The following is a 16648-nucleotide window of genomic DNA, read 5'->3' as shown; positions in this document are numbered from 1 at the left end:
GGATCGACTCTCCGTGGAGGAGCCTCAGATGACGTTTCCACGACAGTCCGGGCAGCATCGGTCCGGTGCCCGAAGGCGACGGGTCGCCGTGCTCGGCCTCGGCCTCGCCGGTGTACTCAGCGCGGGCGCCGCCCTGCTGGGGGTGTCCTTCGCGGCCACCACGCCGGGCGACCGGCCGGCGGCCGCCCCGTCGCCTGCCCAGCCCAATCCGAACTGCAGCCTCACGGTGCCGGACAACCCGCTCACGGCCCGAGGTCTCGCCACCCCCTACACGCTGACGGCCACCGATCCGGCCCAGGGCGCCTGTCACGAGTCCGACCCCAACCAGTCGGCGTTCGTCCAGGCCACCGTGCTCGACCCGGCCACCGGCGCCGTCTCCGTCTACAACCCGCTGGTCGTCGACCGGGGAACCGCCCCGGCCGTCGCACCCGTCGTCCCGACCCTGCCGGCGAACGCGGTGGTCGGCATCTGGTTCGGCTACAACGGCAACACGCTCTCCCTGCGCGGCCGGACCGCGGCCGGAGGGTGTGTCGGCGGCACCCCGGGAGGGCAGCCCTTCGGACAGTTCGCCTACTGCAACGCCCCCGCCTTCTTCAGCGCGGCCAACGCCGCCGTGCGGGCCGGCCGGCTCACCGTCCCGCCGCCCGGCACCGCCCGCGACGGCAAACCCTGCCTGACCACCCGTGACTTCGGTCTGGTCGACCAGGACCAGAGCGACAACGTCACCACCGAGTACCTGGCCACCGCCCGGGGCACGATCGCCCAGAAGACCGCGAGGAACTCCGCCGTCCTGGGCCGCGGCAGGACGATGCGCAACACCACCGCGCTCCTCAACGGGAGCGACAACCTGCTGCTGGTCGACTTCGAGGACCCGGCGCTGGGCTGCACCCCGTGGAAGGCCCCCGACCTCGCCGACCCCGGTAGCAAGGTCACCTCACTCGGCCTCAACGAGCTCCAGGCGGCCGAGTTCCAGAAGGACCCGGTCGCGCTGGTCCCCCTCAACGACCCCATGGTGACCGAGAACAACAGGCAGAGCCGGCAGAAGACCGATCTCTACCGGGCGGGCGTCGGCCAGCCCCGGCTCGGCGCCACCGCCAACGGCGACCCGAGGGCCTACTGCGCCGACCTGGCCACCCTCGGAGCGCAACGCATCAACCTCGACAAACGGTTCACCGTCAACGCCCCGTCCCCGCAGGCCGGCCAGAACCTCTTCGACTTCCTCACCCAGCGCCTGGCGGCGTCGCTCACCAACCTCGGCTGCCGACCCGCCGCGCCGGCCCATCCGTGACGACCGAGAGCCGTGACGACCGAGAGCCGTGACCACCGGGGGCCGTGGCTGCCGGGAAGTCCTCGGGTTCGCCGCCGGTCCGGCCGAGAACGGGGACACCGCCCTGGTCGGCGAGCTGCTGGAGCGGCTCACCGTGTCCGGCAGCGGAGCCGCCCGCCGCCGGCGGGCGTGGGCAGCGGCCGGCCGGGAGGGCCTGCCCTTCCTCCTCGTCCGGTGAGTCCCTTCCGGTGAGTCCTCGTCCAGCGAGCCTCCTCCGGTGGGTCGGTGAGTCGCAGACACACCGGGCCAAGCGTCGGCGTACCGGTCGGCCCCCTGTCAGCGGTGAACGCGAGGGGCCGACCGGTACGCGCATGTGCGGTCGGCCGGGCGGTCCGTGCCCCACAGGTGGGTCAGTTCCGGCCGGGCTGTCCACCGGTTCCGGCACCGTGGGACTCGATGAACGTCTTGAACTGCCGCAGGTCGTCGATGGCCTGGCGGTGGACGAAACCGAGCTTGGCGCCGACGGTCTCGGTGAGGCCGTGCGGAGCGTGGGCGAGCTGCAGCATCACCTTGGTCCGGCTGTCGTCGAGCCGGTGGAAGGTGACCACGCCGGCCTGGTGCACGTCACCGGCCACGGTGGTCCAGGCCACCCGTTCGCCCGGGATCTGCTCGGTGATCTGTGCGTCGAACTCCCTGGTCGCCCCGGCGACCTTGACCACCCAGTGCGTCAGGCCGGCGGCGCGCTGGTCGACGCGCTCCACGCCGTCCATGAACATCGGGAACTCCTCGAACCGCGTCCACTGGTCGTAGGCCACGGACACCGGGACACCGACCTCGATCGATTCCTCTACCTGTGTCATCGGATCTCTCCAAGCGGGAGGGACTGGGTCTCCTCGCGTCTGCCCGCTCGGGGGCGGGCCATGCCACCCGGGGTTCCCGAGGGCGGCAGGCCGGGTCCGGCCGGTGCGGGAGGTGACGCGCGCAACAGCGTCCGGTCGGATGGCTCACCGTCTGCCGGGGCGAACCCGTGACGATTCTCTCAAGTACCGGTGAACGCTTCGAAAGTCGTCCGTGTACGTCCATGGTCGTATGGAGCAGTCGCATCCACTCCGGTCGGCTGGAACCACAACAGGAGGCCAGTCGCCATGCCGGACCGCGGCACCCCCCGTCCTCTGCTCCGCCGCGCCGCTGCCGGCGGTGCTGCCGTGCTGTCGCTCGCGCTGGCCTGCGCCTGCGGGCCGTCCCACGGATCGGCGGCACAGACACAGGCCGGCTACGGGGTGAGTGTGACGCCGCTCCCGAGCAGTGACCCGAGCGCCCCCGCGGCCGCAAGCACCTCCGCAGGCGCAGGTGCGGGCATGGGTGTCGTCCTGGCCGCGAGCACCGTTCCGGGTGCACCGGCCGAGACCGGCCCGGCTGCCGCCCAGGGTGCGGCTGCGGCCCCGACCACGACCGCCGGCCCGACGTCCCCCGGCGCGGCCACCGCTTCCGGGCCCTCGTCGAGCACAGCGGCTACGCTGCCCTCGACCGCGGCCGGCACGCCGCCGGCCGCCGGCGCACCGGCCGCCTCCGCCCCTGCTTCCGCGTCCGGCCCCGCGGCCCTGCCGCCTGCGGCCGACGCCCCGAGTCACTCGATCGTCTACCACACCGCAGAGCGCGGACGGACCGTCGCGCTCACCTTCGACGACGGCCCGGGCCCGGCCACCGCACAGGTGCTCGACCTGCTCGCGCAGTACCACGCCAAGGCGACCTTCTGCCAGATCGGCCCGCAGGCCGCCGCCGACCCGGCGATCGTCAAGCGGATCGTCGCGGACGGACACCGGCTCTGCGACCACACCGTGAACCACCCGCAGCCGATGCACACCCTGCCGCACGACCGTCAGGTCTTCGAGATCGACGGGGCCAAGGACATGATCACCAAGGCCGGCGGACCGGGCACCAAGGTCGGCTGGTTCCGCGCCCCCGGCGGTGACTTCAGTGCGGACAACCGTGCGATAGCCGTCCAGAGCGGCCTGCGGCCGCTCGGCTGGACGGTCGACACCCGCGACTGGTGCCGCCCGGGAGCCGCCGCGATCCTCGCCACCGCGCAGCAGGAGCTGCACCCCGGCGGCATCATCCTGATGCACGACGGGGGTGGCGACCGCAGCCAGACCGTGGCCGCCCTGAGCCAGCTGCTCCCGTGGCTGGTCCAGCAGGGCTACACCTTCGACTTCCCGGCGAGCTGACCGTTCCCGGCGGGTTGCCGCCACAGCCTGCTCCCGGCGTGCCGTCGATCCGCACACGGCATCGGCGCGCCGAAGCGCCGGGAGCACTCCGCAGCATCCCCGCGAGGGCTGAGCCGGCTCACGACGTCCCTCGCTGACGGCCGATCCGAACTCCCCGGCCGGCCCGTCGCTCCTCGTCCCGGCCCCGGCCCCGGCCCCGGCCCCGGCCCCGGCCCCGGCCCCGGCCCCGGCCTTGGTCCTGGTCCTGGCCCTGGTCCCGGCCGCTCGCCGTGTCGGCGAGGAGCGTCTCCCAGTCGACCGGCAGCCGCTCGGAACCGGGGGCGGTGAGGGCGTAGGTCGCTTCGAGGAACGCCCGGAGGGAAGCCGTCCGTGCGGTGAGCAGCGCCGAGCCCTCCGGGACCCGCAGTTCGATCAGGCAGTGCTGTGCGCTCAGTGGCCGGATGCGCACGTCGCCGTCCCCACGGGGCGAGTCCAGCCCCGTGGCCAGCAGTTCGCGGCCGAAGGCCCAGGTGCTCGCCGTGCCGTCCAGGGTCTCGCTGGTGGGGAAGACCATCCGGACGGCGAACGCGTCCGCGGTGTCGTAGCGGAGCGCGGCGTGGAAGCTCCGGGTGGGGAACAGGTCGCCGATGAGCGTGAACTCGACCGTGTGGCGGACGGATGTGTCCATGGGGGCGTCTCCTTCTGAGGTTTGACCCGTACCCGGGCCCGTGCGACGTCGCGGCGTCTGCCCGGCACCGGGCCGTTCATTCCGGACCGTCTCGATGAACCGTCAGCACGGTCGCCCTGAGGAGAACCCGGGGTTCGAAGCCGGCTCCCGCACACGCCGAGCGGGGCTCACCTGATGGTGTGAGCCCCGCTCCCGGGTGGTTCCACGTGTGTTCTGCGGGTGGTCTGCGTGTGCGCCGGAGTGCCGCTGCCCGTCCGGCGCGAGCACCTACCGGGCGGCGAGCAACTCCTCGGCCTCCGCCGCCGATTCGACCGCCGGCGGCGATCCGGGCAGCGGGCGGCGAGCGCTCTCGGTCATCAGCCACACCGCGACGGCGCCGATCACGGCCGCCGCCATCATGTAGTAGGCGGGCATCATGCGGTCACCGGTGGCGTTGATCAGCGACGTGACGACCAGCGGAGTGGTCCCGCCGAAGAGGGACACCGAGATGTTGAACCCGATCGACAGCGCGCCGTACCGCACGTGCGTCGGGAACAGCGCCGGAAGCGCGGCGGGCATGGCGCCGGTGAAGCACGTCAGGAGCAGGCACAGGGCGCCGAGGCCGAGCATGACGGCCCACTGGTCACCCCGGCGGATCAGCAGCAGGGCGGGCACCGAGAGGAACAGGAAGCCGAGGCACCCCGCCAGCAGTACCGGTCGTCGGCCGAACCGGTCCGAGAGGTGCCCCACCGGACCGTTCACGACCATCATGAGCACCATGGCCGCGATGATCAGCAGCAGCCCGCGGGTGGCGCCGAAACCCAGTTCGGCGGTCAGGTAGGTCGGCATGTACGAGAGCAGCATGTAGTCGGTGACGTTGTACACGAGCACGAGAGCCACACAGAGCAGCAGCGCCCGCCACTGCCCCGCCAGCAGGGCCCGGAAGCCGGTCTTCGGACGCTGCTGCTCCGCGGACTCGGCCTGCTCCTGGAGCGCGCGGAAGGCCGGGGTCTCCTCCAGCCGCATCCGCATGTAGAGGCCGATCAGACCCAGCGGGCCCGCGACCAGGAACGGCAGTCGCCAGCCCCAGGAGAGCAGGCTCCGCTCGTCGAGGCCGAGGGTCATCGCCGTCACCAGCCCGGCGCCCGCCACGTAGCCCACGAGGGTCCCGAACTCCAGCCAGCTGCCGAGGAATCCGCGTCGGCGGTCCGGGGCGTACTCCGCGATGAACGTGGTCGCGCCGCCGTACTCGCCGCCGGTCGAGAACCCCTGGACCAGCCGGGCCACCAGCAGCAGCACCGGAGCCCAGACCCCGATCGTGGCGTAGGAGGGGATCAGGCCGATGCAGAACGTGCCGACGGCCATCATGATCATGGTGACGGCGAGCACCTTCTGCCGGCCGATCCGGTCGCCGAGCGGGCCGAAGACCATCCCGCCGATCGGCCGGACCAGGAAGGCGGCCGCGAAGGTCGCGAAGGTCGCCAGCAGTTGCGCCGTGCTGTTTCCCGCAGGGAAGAACACCTTGCCGAGGGTGACGGCCAGGTAGCTGAAGACGCCGAAGTCGAACCATTCCATGGCATTGCCCAGCGCGGCGGCGGACACGGCCCGCCGGAGCATGCCGGGCTCGACAACGGTCACCTCGTTCGTGGACAGCGGCTTCCGGCCGTTCGGTGGTGCCTGACGGGTCCCGGGGATCCGGTGTTCCATGGACGAGGAAGTTGTCGATGTGAATGCGCTCAACTGACTCACTCTTCGTGTTCGGCGATACGGACCGCAGGCGCCTAACCCTGTACGGGCTGCGTAAACGGAAAACGTGGCCCGTTGAGAGGGGGCTCACATCGTCACCGGACGTCACTGAAGGTGATCGCTGCTCCATCGAAGGCGGCCGGGGCCGGGCCAGGGGAGTCCGCTGCGGCGCCTGCGCCGGTGCCTGGTCCGGCGCTCGGCGCGCGCACACCCGGCGCGTAGCAGGGGCGGCCCTTCCGAACGCCGCCGGGCCGGCCGTCACTTCCGTGGCGTACCGGCCCGCTGGGGGCGGTTGGGGGCCGGCCGGTCGCCGAGCCCCATCCGTTCGATCTCTGCCGTTCGCCCCTTCGCCGGTTCACGGGCCGCCCGTCGTCGGTTCACGGGCCGCCCCGTCACCCGTCCACGGACCGTCCGGCGGCTTGCCGGGCCGACCGGCCGTGGCGTCGGCGTCGCCGCCCGGGGCAGCAGCCGGGTGGCGCGGTGGACCGGGACCTCGCACGGGCGCCCGGGTGGGACATGCCGGGGCGCCGGGCCCGATCCGCCGGTTCAGGCGGGCAGGCGGAGGACCTGGCCGGGCAGCAGGAGGTCGGGGTCCTCACCGATGGTGGCGCGGTTGAGCTCGTAGATGGCCTGCCAGCCGCCGGGGATGCTCCGGCTCTCGGCGATGTCGCTGAGGGTGTCGCCCTCCTGGACGGTCCGACTGTCGGCGCCGTCGGCACTGCCGGTGGCGTCGCTCTCCCCGGTGTCGTCGCTTCCGGTGTCGTCGGTCCGCGGGGCCGGGGCGGTGGGGGCCTTCTCGGTCCGCTCGTGGTGCCCGGTTGTCGCCGGGTACGCGTCGGCCCGGTGGGCGCGGGCACCGCACTCGGGCCAGGGCGAGAGACCGCGTTGCCTGGCGAGGTGTTCGGCGACGGCGATCTGCTCCTCGCGGGAGGCCAGGTCGGCGCGCGGCGCGTGGGCGAGCCCTCCGTTGGCACGCCACGTCGGCTGGTCGAACTGCAGCCCGCCGAAGTACCCGTTGCCGGTGTTGGTGTTCCAGCGGCCGCCGCTCTCGCAGCGGGCGATGTGGTCCCAGTCCACGCCATGTGCACCGTCGGTCGGCCGGGCGCCTGCGGCCTCGTCCAGGGAGACGGGTGCGGCGGTCGCCGGATGCGCGAGGGCGGCCGCCGCGCCGAACGTGCACAGCATCAGAAGCATTCGCCTGGAGGCGGAACGGGGTAGCAACGGACAGGCCAGCATGGGCACTCCACACCTTCGAGGACAGGGACCGGACGCCGTAGCGCCACGCCTCCACCCATGCACGCCGTCCGGCGTCCCGCGCCGCAGGCGCGGCCGGTCATTCACCCGCCCGGCCGCCACGCACCACCCGACCGCCGCGTGCCGCCGACCGGCGGCAGGGCGCTGCCGGGGTCGAAGCGGAGATGCGGGAGCGTCGTCCCCGGCACCCGGCCGAGGCCGGTGGCCGGAGAGCCGGGAACGCCGGAGACGCTGATGATCGACTCGGCCCCGGCGCGGCGGAGCGGGGGCGGCATCGCGGGGGTGGCGGCCGCTGTGCCGAACACGTTGGTGTCATGGGTCTGACGTGCCCGGGGCCCCGCCCGCACCTGGCGCCCACTTGCCGTTGGACGGACGTACGCTCCCGCCCGGCGCAGCGGACGCCCCGGGCGGGAGACCCGGCCGGGCCCGTGTCAGAAGGCCGGACCCGCGGGGAGGCCGGCGGCCGTGGTGTCGGTGATGGGACGGTCCTGCAGGACCTCCTCGGGTACGGCGAAGGCGTCGGTCAGGGTCAGGGCGTGCGGGACGAGGGCGGCGACGGCGGATTCGGTCGCATCGGGGAGTTGGCCGATGTGACGGACCGTCAGGTGTCCTTCGGCCAGGAGGTCCCCGCTGTGGGTGGCGATCCGGCGCAGGGCGAAGAGCTGGTGCAGGGCGTGCAGCAGGGACCGTGCCCCGGGGTGGTCGGTGCGGTCGGCAGCGGCCAGCAGGGCGTCGGCGGCCAGGCGGTTGGCGTGCGCCTCCACCAGTTCGAGGGCGGGGGTGACGGCGGCGTTCCAACGGCCGAGCGGGTCACGGGTGTCGGCGGCACGCAGCCTGGTGCGGGCGCGTCGGTGCCAGGTGCGCTCGACGTGTGCCAGGAGGTCCTGGCGGAAGGCCGGGTCGGTGAGCTCCCGGTCCTCGGGGGTGGTGCCGTCGGCCGGCTCCGGCGTGTGGTGTCCCAGCAGCATCTCGCCGGCGGCCTTGACCGAGATGACGAGGTTGTCGCCCTCGGCGGTGATCGCGCCTTCGTTGGCGGCCACCTGACCGGCGATGCCGTTGAGGAGGAACAGCCCCTGGGCGCCGCACCGTTCGCGGCACTCGGTCAGGACCTCGCGGGCCCGCCAGGTGATCCAGGCCTTGGCGACGGCGACCAGGCGCTCGCTCTCCTCCCGGTCGGTGGCGCCGGCCTGCGACCAGCTGCGTACCGCGGTGCGGTGCAGCAGGGTCGCGGCATAGGTGGTGGCCAGGGCGTCCAGCAGCCGGCCGTGGTGGCTGCGGTGGGCGAACAGCGGCACGCTCCCCTTGGCGGTCACACCGCTGGTGTGCCGGGTGTGGGCGTAGCGCACGGCGAGGGCCGTCGCGTGACGGGCGACGCCGAGGCTGGATGCGCTCATGCAGAGCTTGCCGGTGGTGACGCGGCCGATGGAGCGCAGGAAGCGCTTGCGGCGGCTGCCGATCGTGCTGGTGAAGGTGCCGTCCGGGGCAAGGCGTCCGTGGTCGGACTGCAGGAGCGCGTCATGGGGCAGGCGCACCTGGTCGAAGGAGGTCAGGCAGTGGTCGACCGGGCTGGTGGCCGTCTGCGGCAGCCGGCTGATCCGTACGCCCGGCAGCGGGCCGTTCTCGTCGCTGAGGGGCGTGAGGAAGAGGAAGACGCCCTGGTCCCTGCCGTCGGCGATGAGACGGGCGGCGACCACACCGGTCTTGGGGCCGCCGGTGCTGCTGGTGTTCGGCATGAACTTCCGCGCGCCCGGGGTGGGGGTGTGCAGGACGAAACCCCCGGTGGCCCGGTCGAGGGTGGCGGTGGTCTCCAGCTGGGCGGCGCTGTTGCCGTGTCCCGCCTCGGTGCACAGGAAGACGCCGGTGCGCCGCATGGCGGTGAAGTCGGTGAGGTCGCGCTGCCGGAGCGGATCGTGGTCCAGGAGGCTGCCGAGGAACAGGTTGTAGTGGATTCCCGCCACCGTGGTGAGGCCCCCGTCCACCGGCGCGGCCCACTCGTGCAGGGCGGTCAGCCGCTCCACGTCGCTCGCCAACTCCTCGGCGCTGTCGAGCGTTTCGTTGACCAGGTGCAGGCGCCGGTAGGACAGGGCGGCGCGTTCGTGCGGGGCCAGCCCCTCCTGGAACCGGAAGGGCTCGGTGCTGAACAGCTTGCGCCACGACGCGTGTGTCCGGTCGAAGCGATCGGCGAAGAGTTCCGCGGTCAGTGCCTCAGAGGTCTGGACATCCGAGCATGAAAGCATATGAGAAGACATGGTCATGCCACGACTAACGGCACCCCGTCCGAACGGTCACGCCTCCCGGCCGACTGCTCTCTGTGATCTCCACCACGCGGCTCGACCCGTCTGCGAGGGCCTTCCGGCCCCCGGGGTCCTAGGCCGGGGCCGGACCGTGATCGTGACCACCGGCCGCGGTGCCGGGCTGCCAGTCGCCGTCGAGGATGCCGAACACCTCGGAGTCCCGCCAGCCGTCCCGGAGCAGCGCGGTGTGCCGCAGCCGCCCCTCGTGGGTCATGCCGAGCCTGCCCAGCACCCGAGCCGACCCGATGTTGCGCGGGTCGCAGGTCGCGAAGATCCGGTGGAGCCCCAGGTCCCCGAACCCGCGCGAGAGGAGCTCCCGCCCGATCGCCGTGCCCACACCACGCCCCCAGACCCGTGGGTGCACGATGTAGGTGATCTCTCCCTGGCGGTGGCGACGGCTGCGGACGTGCAGCTCACCCATGCCGACGAGGTCCCCCTCGAAGCGGGCGACGTAGGCGAATCTCTGCTGCGGGGCGTGCGACCAGGCCTCGACGGCGGTCCGTACGAACGCGCGGGTCTGCTCCTCGGTGTTCGGCCCCCAGGGCTGGAAGCGACAGGCCTGCTCCAGGCCGGCCCAGGAGTGCACCGCCTGCCAGTCGTCGAGTGCGAGCCTGCGCAGCGTCACCGGGGATTGGAACACGGGCCGATCCTGCCAGATCCCGGACGGCGGGCGCCCGGACTTTCCGAGGACACCCACGGGCACCCGGGGACGGCGGAGGGGGACGGGTGGCCGCGGTGTGGCGCGGGGCGGCGCGCGGGTTCCGCGGTGCTGCGGGTGCAGGCTTGAGGCATGTCTCTCCGATCGCAGCTGGGCATCCGTCGTCCCTGGCGGCCGGGCCACGTACCCGCGTTGGTGGTGATCCCGCTCGCACTGATCGTCATGATCTGCGTCGTCGACATCCTGGCCCCGCCGCACGTCCACCTGGGGCCCCTGCTGGTCGTGGCGCCCGCGATCACGGTGGCGCTCGCCGGCGCCCGGCTGACCGCGTTGATCGGTGCGCTCGCGGTCGCGGCCCAGGTGGTGATCGGCGCGGCGAGAGGTGTGCTCGCCACCGGCAACATCCAGGCCCAGGTCGCCGCGCTGGTCGTGGTCTCCGCCCTGCTGGTCCTCTTCTGCCTGGTGCGCGACCGGAGTGAGCGGGAGCTGCACCAGGTGAGGTCGGTGGCCGAGGCTGCTCAGCAGGTCCTGCTGCGGCCGCTGCCCCGCCGAAGCGGTCCACTGGAGATCGCCTGCCTCTACCTCCCGGCCGAGGAGGAGGCCGAGATGGGCGGCGACCTGTACGCGGCCGCACGCACCCTCCACAGCACCCGGCTGCTCATCGGAGACGTGCGCGGCAAGGGCCTGGGCGCGATCAGCCATGCCGCCCTGCTGCTCGGCGCCTTCCGGGCGGCGGCCCATCGGCAGGCGACCCTGGCCAGGCTCGCCATCCACCTGGACGGTGCCGTCCGCTGGGACAGCAGCCAGTGGCACACCGATGCGGACCCGGACACCGACGAGTCCTTCGCGACCGCCATCCTGCTGGACATCCCCGACCACCAGGAGGTCGTCCACCTCATCGACTGCGGCCACCCGTCACCGCTGCTGCTCCGGGACGGCGGCGTCACCGCGCTCCCGACCGGAGCAAGCCATCTGCCGATCGGGCTGGGCGGACTCGTCGGCGGCATCGACTACGCCGTCGAGACGCTCCCGTTCGAGGCCGGCGACGTGCTCCTGCTCTTCACGGACGGTGTGATCGAAGCCCGCAACGCCGACGGCGCCTTCTACCCGCTCGGCGTGAGGGCGGCCGCATGGGGCGGGGAGAGCCCCCGGGAACTGCTGCTGCATCTGCGGGACGACCTGCTGGCCCATGTCGACGGCCACCTGGGTGACGACGCAGCCGTGGTCGCACTGCGCCGCCTGGCGGACTGACCCCGTCCCCGGACACGGCGTGCCTGTTCCGCCCGGTTGCCCGTTCGCCGGTTTGATCCGCCGTCCGCTGGTCAGAAGAGGCTCCGGCAGGGCGAGCGCGGTCCCGGGCGGTGTCCCCCCGGCTGCCCGGTACCGCGCCCCTGCCGTCGAGTTCCGACGGTGTCCTGCCGACCTGACAGGGCCGGCGGCACGGCGCTGCGGGTTGCTGCCCCGACCGGCCGGACCACCCCCGCCGGGCAGGGTGCGGGCGGTGGGCGAGTGGTCACCCGCCGCCCGACGCAGCCCCGGCGGTTCACCGACGGCCGGGTGGCCGGCGAGCGCGGCCGGGTGGTTCCCGAGGGGTCAGGCGAGCCAGGAGGTGGTGAGGGCCTGCACGGCCGAGCCGTCCAGGTCGGCGAGCTTGACCCCGTTGAACGCCCGGGCCGCGTCCGAGGTCTGGAGGCGGAAGGCGGGCCGGTCGGCGGTCAGCGCCTGGAGTACGGTCTCGGCGGCTTCCGCCGGGGTCTGGGCCGCGCTGGCGAACGCCGCACGGGTCCGGGCCACGTAGGCCTGCAGGGCCGGGGCGTACGGGCCGGCCTCCTCGACCGACCGGTCGAGGTCGACGCCGACGTTGGCGACGAACTCGCTGGCGACCGGGCCCGGTTCCACCACGCTGACGCTGACTCCGACGGAGGCCGCCACCGGGGCCAGGCTCTCCATGAAGCCCTCGACGGCGAACTTGGCCGCGCAGTACGCCTCGTTGAACGGCTGCCCGATGACGCCGCCGACGCTGGTGACGGTCACCAGGCGCCCACCGGTGGCCCGCAGGTGCGGCAGGGCGGCCTTGGCCACCTGGACGACACCGAAGAAGTTCACCTCCATCACCTGGCGGACCTCGTCCACGCTCTCGTTCTCCAGCGTCCCGACGTGCCCGGCACCGGCGTTGTTGACCACCGCGTCGAGCCGGCCGTGGTCGGCGACGACGCCGGCGACGCACTCGGCCACCGACGCCGCGTCGGTCACGTCCAGGCGGCGGACGTCGATCTCCACGCCGGCCTCCTCGGCCGCCTTGCGCAGCGCGTCGGCCCGCAGCGGGTCGCGCAGGGTGGCGACGGTGGTGAAGCCGGACCGGGCGGCGGCGATCGCGGCGGCGAGGCCGATTCCGGACGAGGTTCCGGTGATCAGGACGACCTTGGAGGACACGGTGGAAGCCATGGTGAGGCCCTTCGGGAGCGGGGGAAGCAAGGGTAGTTATCCAGCCTGGTAATTATGAATCATAACTACCTGGCTCGATAACTATGCCCAGAGATATTTGCCAATGTCAAGCATCTGGCTAGAGTGGAGGCATGCCTTCCTCTGCAGACGAGACCTCGGCCCGGGTGCTCAGCCTGTTCGTGGCGATCAACCGCCGCTACGCCCGCGAGTCCGAGGCCGCCGCGGCCACCTACGAACTGACCGCGCTGCAGGCCAAGGCGCTCATGGCGACGGTCGAACCGGTGCCGATGCGCACCGTCGCCGACCGGCTGCACACCGAGCCCTCGAACGTCACGGCGGTGGTCGACCGGCTGGAGGAGCGCGGCCTGGTGGAGCGCCGTCCGGCGCCCACGGACCGGCGGATCAAGCTGGTCGCGGCCACCGAGGCCGGTCGGCGGGCGATCGCCGAGCTGCGCGCCGCGATGCCCTTCGCGGCGGATCCGCTCGCCGCCCTCGACGCGACCCAGCGGGCGACCCTCTGCGAGCTGCTGGCCCTGCTGGCGGAGGAGCCGCAGTCCTGAGGGAGCTGGCCGAGATGGATGCGGAACCCGCATCCGGATGATCTTGAGCGGTCGAAACCTCGTGTTGAAGCCCTTGTCCAGGGCTGTTCTCGTGCCTGCAACCGGTGCGCCGGGGCGGGGGATCGCCGGGGCTGTGTGGCCGCCGTGCGCCCGGGGCGTCGGCAACTTCGGGGAGTGAGGTCCGGGCCGGCGGTCGGTGCTGCTGCTGCGAGTCGCGGGAGGCGGCCCGCAGCAGCCGACCGGGCTTACGGGCGGTTGTCCGGCCCGGCGGCCTGGGAGGCGATGGTGTTGCGGGGCTCGGGCTCGTCCCCGTACGGGGTGGTGATGAACTCGATGGAGACGGTGCCGCCCGGGTCGAGGAGGTAGAGGCCCCGGCCGCCGTAGTGGTGGTTGATCTCGGCCTCGAGGCTCATCGCCGGGTCGGCCCAGAAGCGGATGCCGCCGTCGTCGATGCGGGTCCTGATGGCGTCGAACTCCGCGTCGGTGACCAGGAAGGCGAGGTGGCTGCGGTTGATGGCGTCCGGGGTGACCAGGTCGTCGGCGAAGTCGATGCCGACCCGGTTGGAGGTGTTCACCTGGGTGAAGCGGGCCCAGTCCACGGGGGCGGGCGCGGCCATCAGGTCGGCGAGGAAGGCGGCGCTCTGCCGCCGGTCCTTGCAGTGGACGATGATGTGGTTGAGCTCGTTGGCCATGACGGTTGCTCCTGATTCGTGAGCAGGTGTCCCGGTCGGTCCGGCCTGGGCCGGTGGACCGGAGGCGGACGGTGACCGGGTCCTGTGCTGGGTCAGGGGGCGGTCCTGGGGGTGCGGCGGGGCAGGAGGAACGAGCCGACCGCGGCGCAGGCGGTGAAGGCGGCGGCGTACAGCAGGGCCCGGCCGTAGCCGGCGGTGACCGCCTCCGCCGCGGGCCCGGTGCGGGTGGCCGTGGTGTGGGAGGCGACGGTGGCGAGGAGCGCCAGGCCGAGTGCGCCGCCGACCTGGCGTGAGGTGTTGACCAGTCCGGAGGCGAGTCCGGCCTCGGCCCGGTCGGTTCCGGCGGTGGCGGCGACCGTCACGGGCATCATCGCCAGACCCATGCCGAGCGTGCACAGCACGAACGGCGCCGCCACGTCGGTGCCGAAGGACCCGTCGGCGCTGAGCTGCGACAGCCAGCCGAAGCCGGCCGTGCTCAGGGCCATGCCGCAGACCAGGAGGGGACGCGGCCCGGTCCGGTGGACGAGGCGGGTGGCGATCTGCGCGCCGAGGATGATCGCGAGGCAGCCGGGCAGGAAGCACAGGCCCGCCTCCAGTGCGCTGTACCCGAGGATCTGCTGCATGTAGAGGGAGAGCAGGAACCACATCGCGAACATGGCGGCGCCCAGGGAGAAGACGACCAGGTTGGCGGTGGCGAGGGTGCGGCGGCGCAGGATCGCGAGCGGGACCAGCGGGGCGGCCACCTTCGACTCGATGGCCACGAAGGCGGCGAGCAGCAGGACGCCGACAGCGCTCGGGACCCACACGGTGGGCGAGTTCCAGGCGTGGGTCTCGGTGGAGACGATCCCGTAGACCAGGGCCGTGAGGCCCGCGGTGACGGAAAGCGCGCCCGGCAGGTCGAGGCGGCGCAGGCCGCCCTTGGCGCCGCTCGCGGCGGGTACGTACACCAGCGCGGCGGCGGCGAGGGCCAGGCCGAGCGGCACGTTGACGAAGAAGACCCAGCGCCACCCGGCGTACTGGGTGAGTACGCCGCCGAGCACCGCGCCGGCCGCGCCGCCGGCTGCCATGACCGCGCTCCAGGCGCCCATCGCGCGGGTCCGGGCGCGGGGCTCGGTGAAGGTCGTCATGATCAGGGTGAGGGTGGCGGGGGCGAGGACCGCCCCGCCGACGCCCTGCACCGCACGGGCGCCGATCAGCAGGGCACCGCCGCCGGCGAGTCCCCCGGCGAGCGAGGCGAGCGTGAAGACGCCGAGGCCGGTCAGGAAGACGCGCTTGGCGCCGACCAGGTCGGCGGCGCGGCCGCCCAGGAGCAGCAGGCCGGCGAAGCCGAGGGTGTAGGCGTTGACGATCCACTGCTGCCCGGCCGAGCTGAGGTGCAGGGAGGCCCGCATGTCCGGCAGTGCGACGTTCACGATCGACACGTCGAGGACGACCATGAACTGGGCCGCGCAGGCGATCACCAGGATCGCGGTGGTGGAGAGGCCGGACGGACGGTGCGAGTCCGCGGTGGTGTCGGGGAGGGGCGCGGGCGCGGTGGCGGTCATGGAACCTCTCGTGCGGGCGTGGCGGATGGCCGGAGCGGGGCTGCCGACGGGCCGAATCAAGAGCAGCTACAAAAATATAGTAGATCTAATTTCCGGGATGGGAGGGTTAAACTTTTCCCATGCCGACCGCCGACTCCCTGGCCCCGCCCGCACCGGGCCTCCGCGTCCGCAAGCGGGAGCGCACCCGCCGTTCGATCACGGACGCGGCCTTCGCCCTCTTCGCCGAGCGCGGCTTCGACGCCGTCAGGCTCACCGAGATCGCGGCTGCGGCCGACGTCGCCCCGGCTACCGTGTTCACGCACTTCGGGTCGAAGGAGGAGATCTTCTTCAACCGTCGTGCGGAGTTCGACGAACACCTTCCCGAGGCGGTCGCCGATGCCGCCAACGGCGCCGAACTCGTCTCCGGACTGCGGGAGTTCTACGGATCGTCCGTCCGGCTCGCACTCGCCGACGAGTGGATCGGGCCGGCCCGCACCTTCGCCCGCATCCTGCTGGCGAGCCCCGCACTGCGCCGCAGCTACCTTTCGCTGGTGCGCGAGCGCCAGGACCTGCTGATCGCCGCACTGTACGACCGCGCCCCCGGCGGTGCCGACACCGCCGAGCTCGCCCTGTTCGCCGGTTTCGTCGCCGCCGTGGCCGGTACCGCGTTCGAGTCCCTGCACGCCGGCCTCGCCTCGGACGAACCGGCCGAACGGATCAGGCAGTCGGTGGACGAAGCGCTCGACCGGGGCTTCGCCCGCCTCGCCCGCGCCTACCCGGGCGACACCGTCCTCGACCGCCGCTGAATCCGGCTCCGGAGTGATGGGTCGTCAAATGCCCCTTGGCCAGCGCTGATTGACTCGCGTGGCGAGGTCGGCGAGGTCGGCGAGGTCGGCGAGGTCGGCGGTCGGGTCGGGACGGCGGGCGGAGTCAGGTCGCGCGTTCGATCCCGTCGAGCAGGTCCCCGTACTCGTCCAGGATGTGCTGTGCGCCGTTCAGGAAAGCGGCGCGGACCTTCTCGTTGTCGTCCCGGATCAGCTGGGCGACGTAGTCGTTGACGGGTATCCGCCGGGTCTCGGCGCCCTGCTTGGCCATCTCGGCGACCGTCTCGTCCATCCGTAGGTTCACCTGGGTCTTCGCCACCCGCTCAAGCTATCACCTGATAGCAGGCCGGGGGAGCCCTGCGGCGCGGGCTGCTGCTCGTCGCCGGCCCGCCCCGAGGGCGTGAGGGCGTGAGGGGCCGGTGCGGTCTCGGAGGCGGGGCCACATCGGCCGTGCCGGCGGGCGCGAGGGTCCCGGGTTGGGCCCTGGGTGATCGGTAAGGCATGCTGACGTCGA

The 16648-nt window shown here is 72.8% G+C and carries 17 protein-coding genes; 6 read left to right on the top strand and 11 right to left on the bottom strand.

The annotated features are described in order from the left end of the window. Nucleotides 1-28 precede the first annotated feature (28 nt). A complete protein-coding gene (locus ACFC1R_RS06725; RefSeq protein WP_375933817.1) occupies nt 29-1288 on the top strand; it encodes a hypothetical protein in 1260 nt (419 codons plus the stop codon). A gap of 28 nt (nt 1289-1316) precedes the next feature. After that, nucleotides 1317-1505, top strand: coding sequence for a hypothetical protein (locus ACFC1R_RS06720; RefSeq protein ID WP_375933814.1), 189 nt, complete (start codon nt 1317-1319; stop codon nt 1503-1505). A gap of 172 nt (nt 1506-1677) precedes the next feature. Here ACFC1R_RS06720 and ACFC1R_RS06715 read toward each other — a convergent pair whose 3' ends face one another. Continuing rightward, nucleotides 1678-2127, bottom strand: a complete 450-nt coding sequence (locus ACFC1R_RS06715) for an SRPBCC family protein (protein ID WP_375933811.1) — start codon at nt 2125-2127, stop codon at nt 1678-1680. Between the two features lie 498 nt (nt 2128-2625). Here ACFC1R_RS06715 and ACFC1R_RS06710 point away from each other — a divergent pair, with 498 nt between their 5' ends. Beyond that, on the top strand, nt 2626-3492 hold the full coding sequence (locus ACFC1R_RS06710) for a polysaccharide deacetylase family protein (protein WP_375933808.1): 867 nt from the start codon (nt 2626-2628) through the stop codon (nt 3490-3492). 118 nt (nt 3493-3610) lie between these two features. On the opposite strand, the gene ACFC1R_RS06705 is transcribed toward ACFC1R_RS06710, so the two are convergent. From ACFC1R_RS06705 to ACFC1R_RS06680, 6 genes are all read right to left on the bottom strand, one after another. Then, on the bottom strand, nt 3611-4159 hold the full coding sequence (locus ACFC1R_RS06705) for an SsgA family sporulation/cell division regulator (RefSeq protein ID WP_375933805.1): 549 nt from the start codon (nt 4157-4159) through the stop codon (nt 3611-3613). Between the two features lie 267 nt (nt 4160-4426). Then, a complete protein-coding gene (gene proP, locus ACFC1R_RS06700; protein WP_375933802.1) occupies nt 4427-5845 on the bottom strand; it encodes a glycine betaine/L-proline transporter ProP in 1419 nt (472 codons plus the stop codon). A gap of 585 nt (nt 5846-6430) precedes the next feature. Further along, entirely contained in the window at nt 6431-7069 is a 639-nt protein-coding gene (locus tag ACFC1R_RS06695; RefSeq protein ID WP_375933800.1) for a transglycosylase family protein, read from the bottom strand. 152 nt (nt 7070-7221) lie between these two features. Next, nucleotides 7222-7443 (bottom strand): hypothetical protein, encoded by a 222-nt coding sequence (locus tag ACFC1R_RS06690; protein WP_375933797.1) that lies wholly within the window; start codon nt 7441-7443, stop codon nt 7222-7224. Between the two features lie 126 nt (nt 7444-7569). Beyond that, entirely contained in the window at nt 7570-9375 is a 1806-nt protein-coding gene (locus ACFC1R_RS06685; RefSeq protein ID WP_375933794.1) for an acyl-CoA dehydrogenase, read from the bottom strand. Between the two features lie 130 nt (nt 9376-9505). Further along, nucleotides 9506-10072 carry a GNAT family N-acetyltransferase gene (locus ACFC1R_RS06680; protein WP_375933791.1) on the bottom strand — a complete coding sequence of 189 codons (567 nt, stop codon included), beginning with the start codon at nt 10070-10072 and terminating at the stop codon, nt 9506-9508. Between the two features lie 150 nt (nt 10073-10222). Between ACFC1R_RS06680 and ACFC1R_RS06675 the strand changes: the two genes are divergently transcribed. Then, complete coding sequence (locus ACFC1R_RS06675; protein ID WP_375933788.1) at nt 10223-11341, top strand: PP2C family protein-serine/threonine phosphatase; 1119 nt, start codon at nt 10223-10225, stop codon at nt 11339-11341. A 342-nt stretch (nt 11342-11683) separates the two neighbouring features. On the opposite strand, the gene ACFC1R_RS06670 is transcribed toward ACFC1R_RS06675, so the two are convergent. Further along, a complete protein-coding gene (locus ACFC1R_RS06670; RefSeq protein ID WP_375933785.1) occupies nt 11684-12535 on the bottom strand; it encodes an SDR family NAD(P)-dependent oxidoreductase in 852 nt (283 codons plus the stop codon). 131 nt (nt 12536-12666) lie between these two features. Here ACFC1R_RS06670 and ACFC1R_RS06665 point away from each other — a divergent pair, with 131 nt between their 5' ends. Then, nucleotides 12667-13095: a MarR family winged helix-turn-helix transcriptional regulator gene (locus tag ACFC1R_RS06665; protein ID WP_375933782.1), complete on the top strand. Its 429-nt coding sequence runs from the start codon at nt 12667-12669 to the stop codon at nt 13093-13095. Between the two features lie 245 nt (nt 13096-13340). Here ACFC1R_RS06665 and ACFC1R_RS06660 read toward each other — a convergent pair whose 3' ends face one another. Both ACFC1R_RS06660 and ACFC1R_RS06655 read right to left on the bottom strand, forming a co-directional pair. Continuing rightward, the gene (locus ACFC1R_RS06660; protein ID WP_375933779.1) at nt 13341-13787 is read right to left on the bottom strand and encodes a VOC family protein; all 447 of its coding nucleotides are present in this window, start codon (nt 13785-13787) and stop codon (nt 13341-13343) included. Between the two features lie 92 nt (nt 13788-13879). Then, complete coding sequence (locus ACFC1R_RS06655; protein WP_375933776.1) at nt 13880-15331, bottom strand: MFS transporter; 1452 nt, start codon at nt 15329-15331, stop codon at nt 13880-13882. Between the two features lie 119 nt (nt 15332-15450). Between ACFC1R_RS06655 and ACFC1R_RS06650 the strand changes: the two genes are divergently transcribed. Then, a complete protein-coding gene (locus ACFC1R_RS06650) occupies nt 15451-16116 on the top strand; it encodes a TetR/AcrR family transcriptional regulator (protein WP_375933774.1) in 666 nt (221 codons plus the stop codon). 124 nt (nt 16117-16240) lie between these two features. Here ACFC1R_RS06650 and ACFC1R_RS06645 read toward each other — a convergent pair whose 3' ends face one another. Next, nucleotides 16241-16453 carry a hypothetical protein gene (locus ACFC1R_RS06645; protein ID WP_375933771.1) on the bottom strand — a complete coding sequence of 71 codons (213 nt, stop codon included), beginning with the start codon at nt 16451-16453 and terminating at the stop codon, nt 16241-16243. Nucleotides 16454-16648 lie beyond the last annotated feature (195 nt).

Origin of the sequence: Kitasatospora sp. NPDC056138 (assembly GCF_042264695.1) — a bacterium.
Lineage (GTDB): Bacteria > Actinomycetota > Actinomycetes > Streptomycetales > Streptomycetaceae > Kitasatospora.
Note: the sequence above shows the minus strand (reverse complement) of the source record. Positions and strands in the feature narration are given on the sequence as shown.

Excerpts from the sequence above, each read along its gene's own strand:
- ACFC1R_RS06665 (WP_375933782.1), top strand. The coding sequence starts at position 12,667 with ATGCCTTCCTCTGCAGACGAGACCTCGGCCCGGGTGCTCAGCCTGTTC.
- ACFC1R_RS06715 (WP_375933811.1), bottom strand. The coding sequence starts at position 2,127 with ATGACACAGGTAGAGGAATCGATCGAGGTCGGTGTCCCGGTGTCCGTG.
- ACFC1R_RS06660 (WP_375933779.1), bottom strand. The coding sequence starts at position 13,787 with ATGGCCAACGAGCTCAACCACATCATCGTCCACTGCAAGGACCGGCGG.
- ACFC1R_RS06725 (WP_375933817.1), top strand. The coding sequence starts at position 29 with ATGACGTTTCCACGACAGTCCGGGCAGCATCGGTCCGGTGCCCGAAGG.
- ACFC1R_RS06670 (WP_375933785.1), bottom strand. The coding sequence starts at position 12,535 with ATGGCTTCCACCGTGTCCTCCAAGGTCGTCCTGATCACCGGAACCTCG.
- proP (WP_375933802.1), bottom strand. The coding sequence starts at position 5,845 with ATGGAACACCGGATCCCCGGGACCCGTCAGGCACCACCGAACGGCCGG.
- ACFC1R_RS06705 (WP_375933805.1), bottom strand. The coding sequence starts at position 4,159 with ATGGACACATCCGTCCGCCACACGGTCGAGTTCACGCTCATCGGCGAC.
- ACFC1R_RS06675 (WP_375933788.1), top strand. The coding sequence starts at position 10,223 with ATGTCTCTCCGATCGCAGCTGGGCATCCGTCGTCCCTGGCGGCCGGGC.
- ACFC1R_RS06685 (WP_375933794.1), bottom strand. The coding sequence starts at position 9,375 with ATGCTTTCATGCTCGGATGTCCAGACCTCTGAGGCACTGACCGCGGAA.
- ACFC1R_RS06710 (WP_375933808.1), top strand. The coding sequence starts at position 2,626 with ATGGGTGTCGTCCTGGCCGCGAGCACCGTTCCGGGTGCACCGGCCGAG.
- ACFC1R_RS06655 (WP_375933776.1), bottom strand. The coding sequence starts at position 15,331 with ATGACCGCCACCGCGCCCGCGCCCCTCCCCGACACCACCGCGGACTCG.
- ACFC1R_RS06695 (WP_375933800.1), bottom strand. The coding sequence starts at position 7,069 with ATGCTGTGCACGTTCGGCGCGGCGGCCGCCCTCGCGCATCCGGCGACC.
- ACFC1R_RS06650 (WP_375933774.1), top strand. The coding sequence starts at position 15,451 with ATGCCGACCGCCGACTCCCTGGCCCCGCCCGCACCGGGCCTCCGCGTC.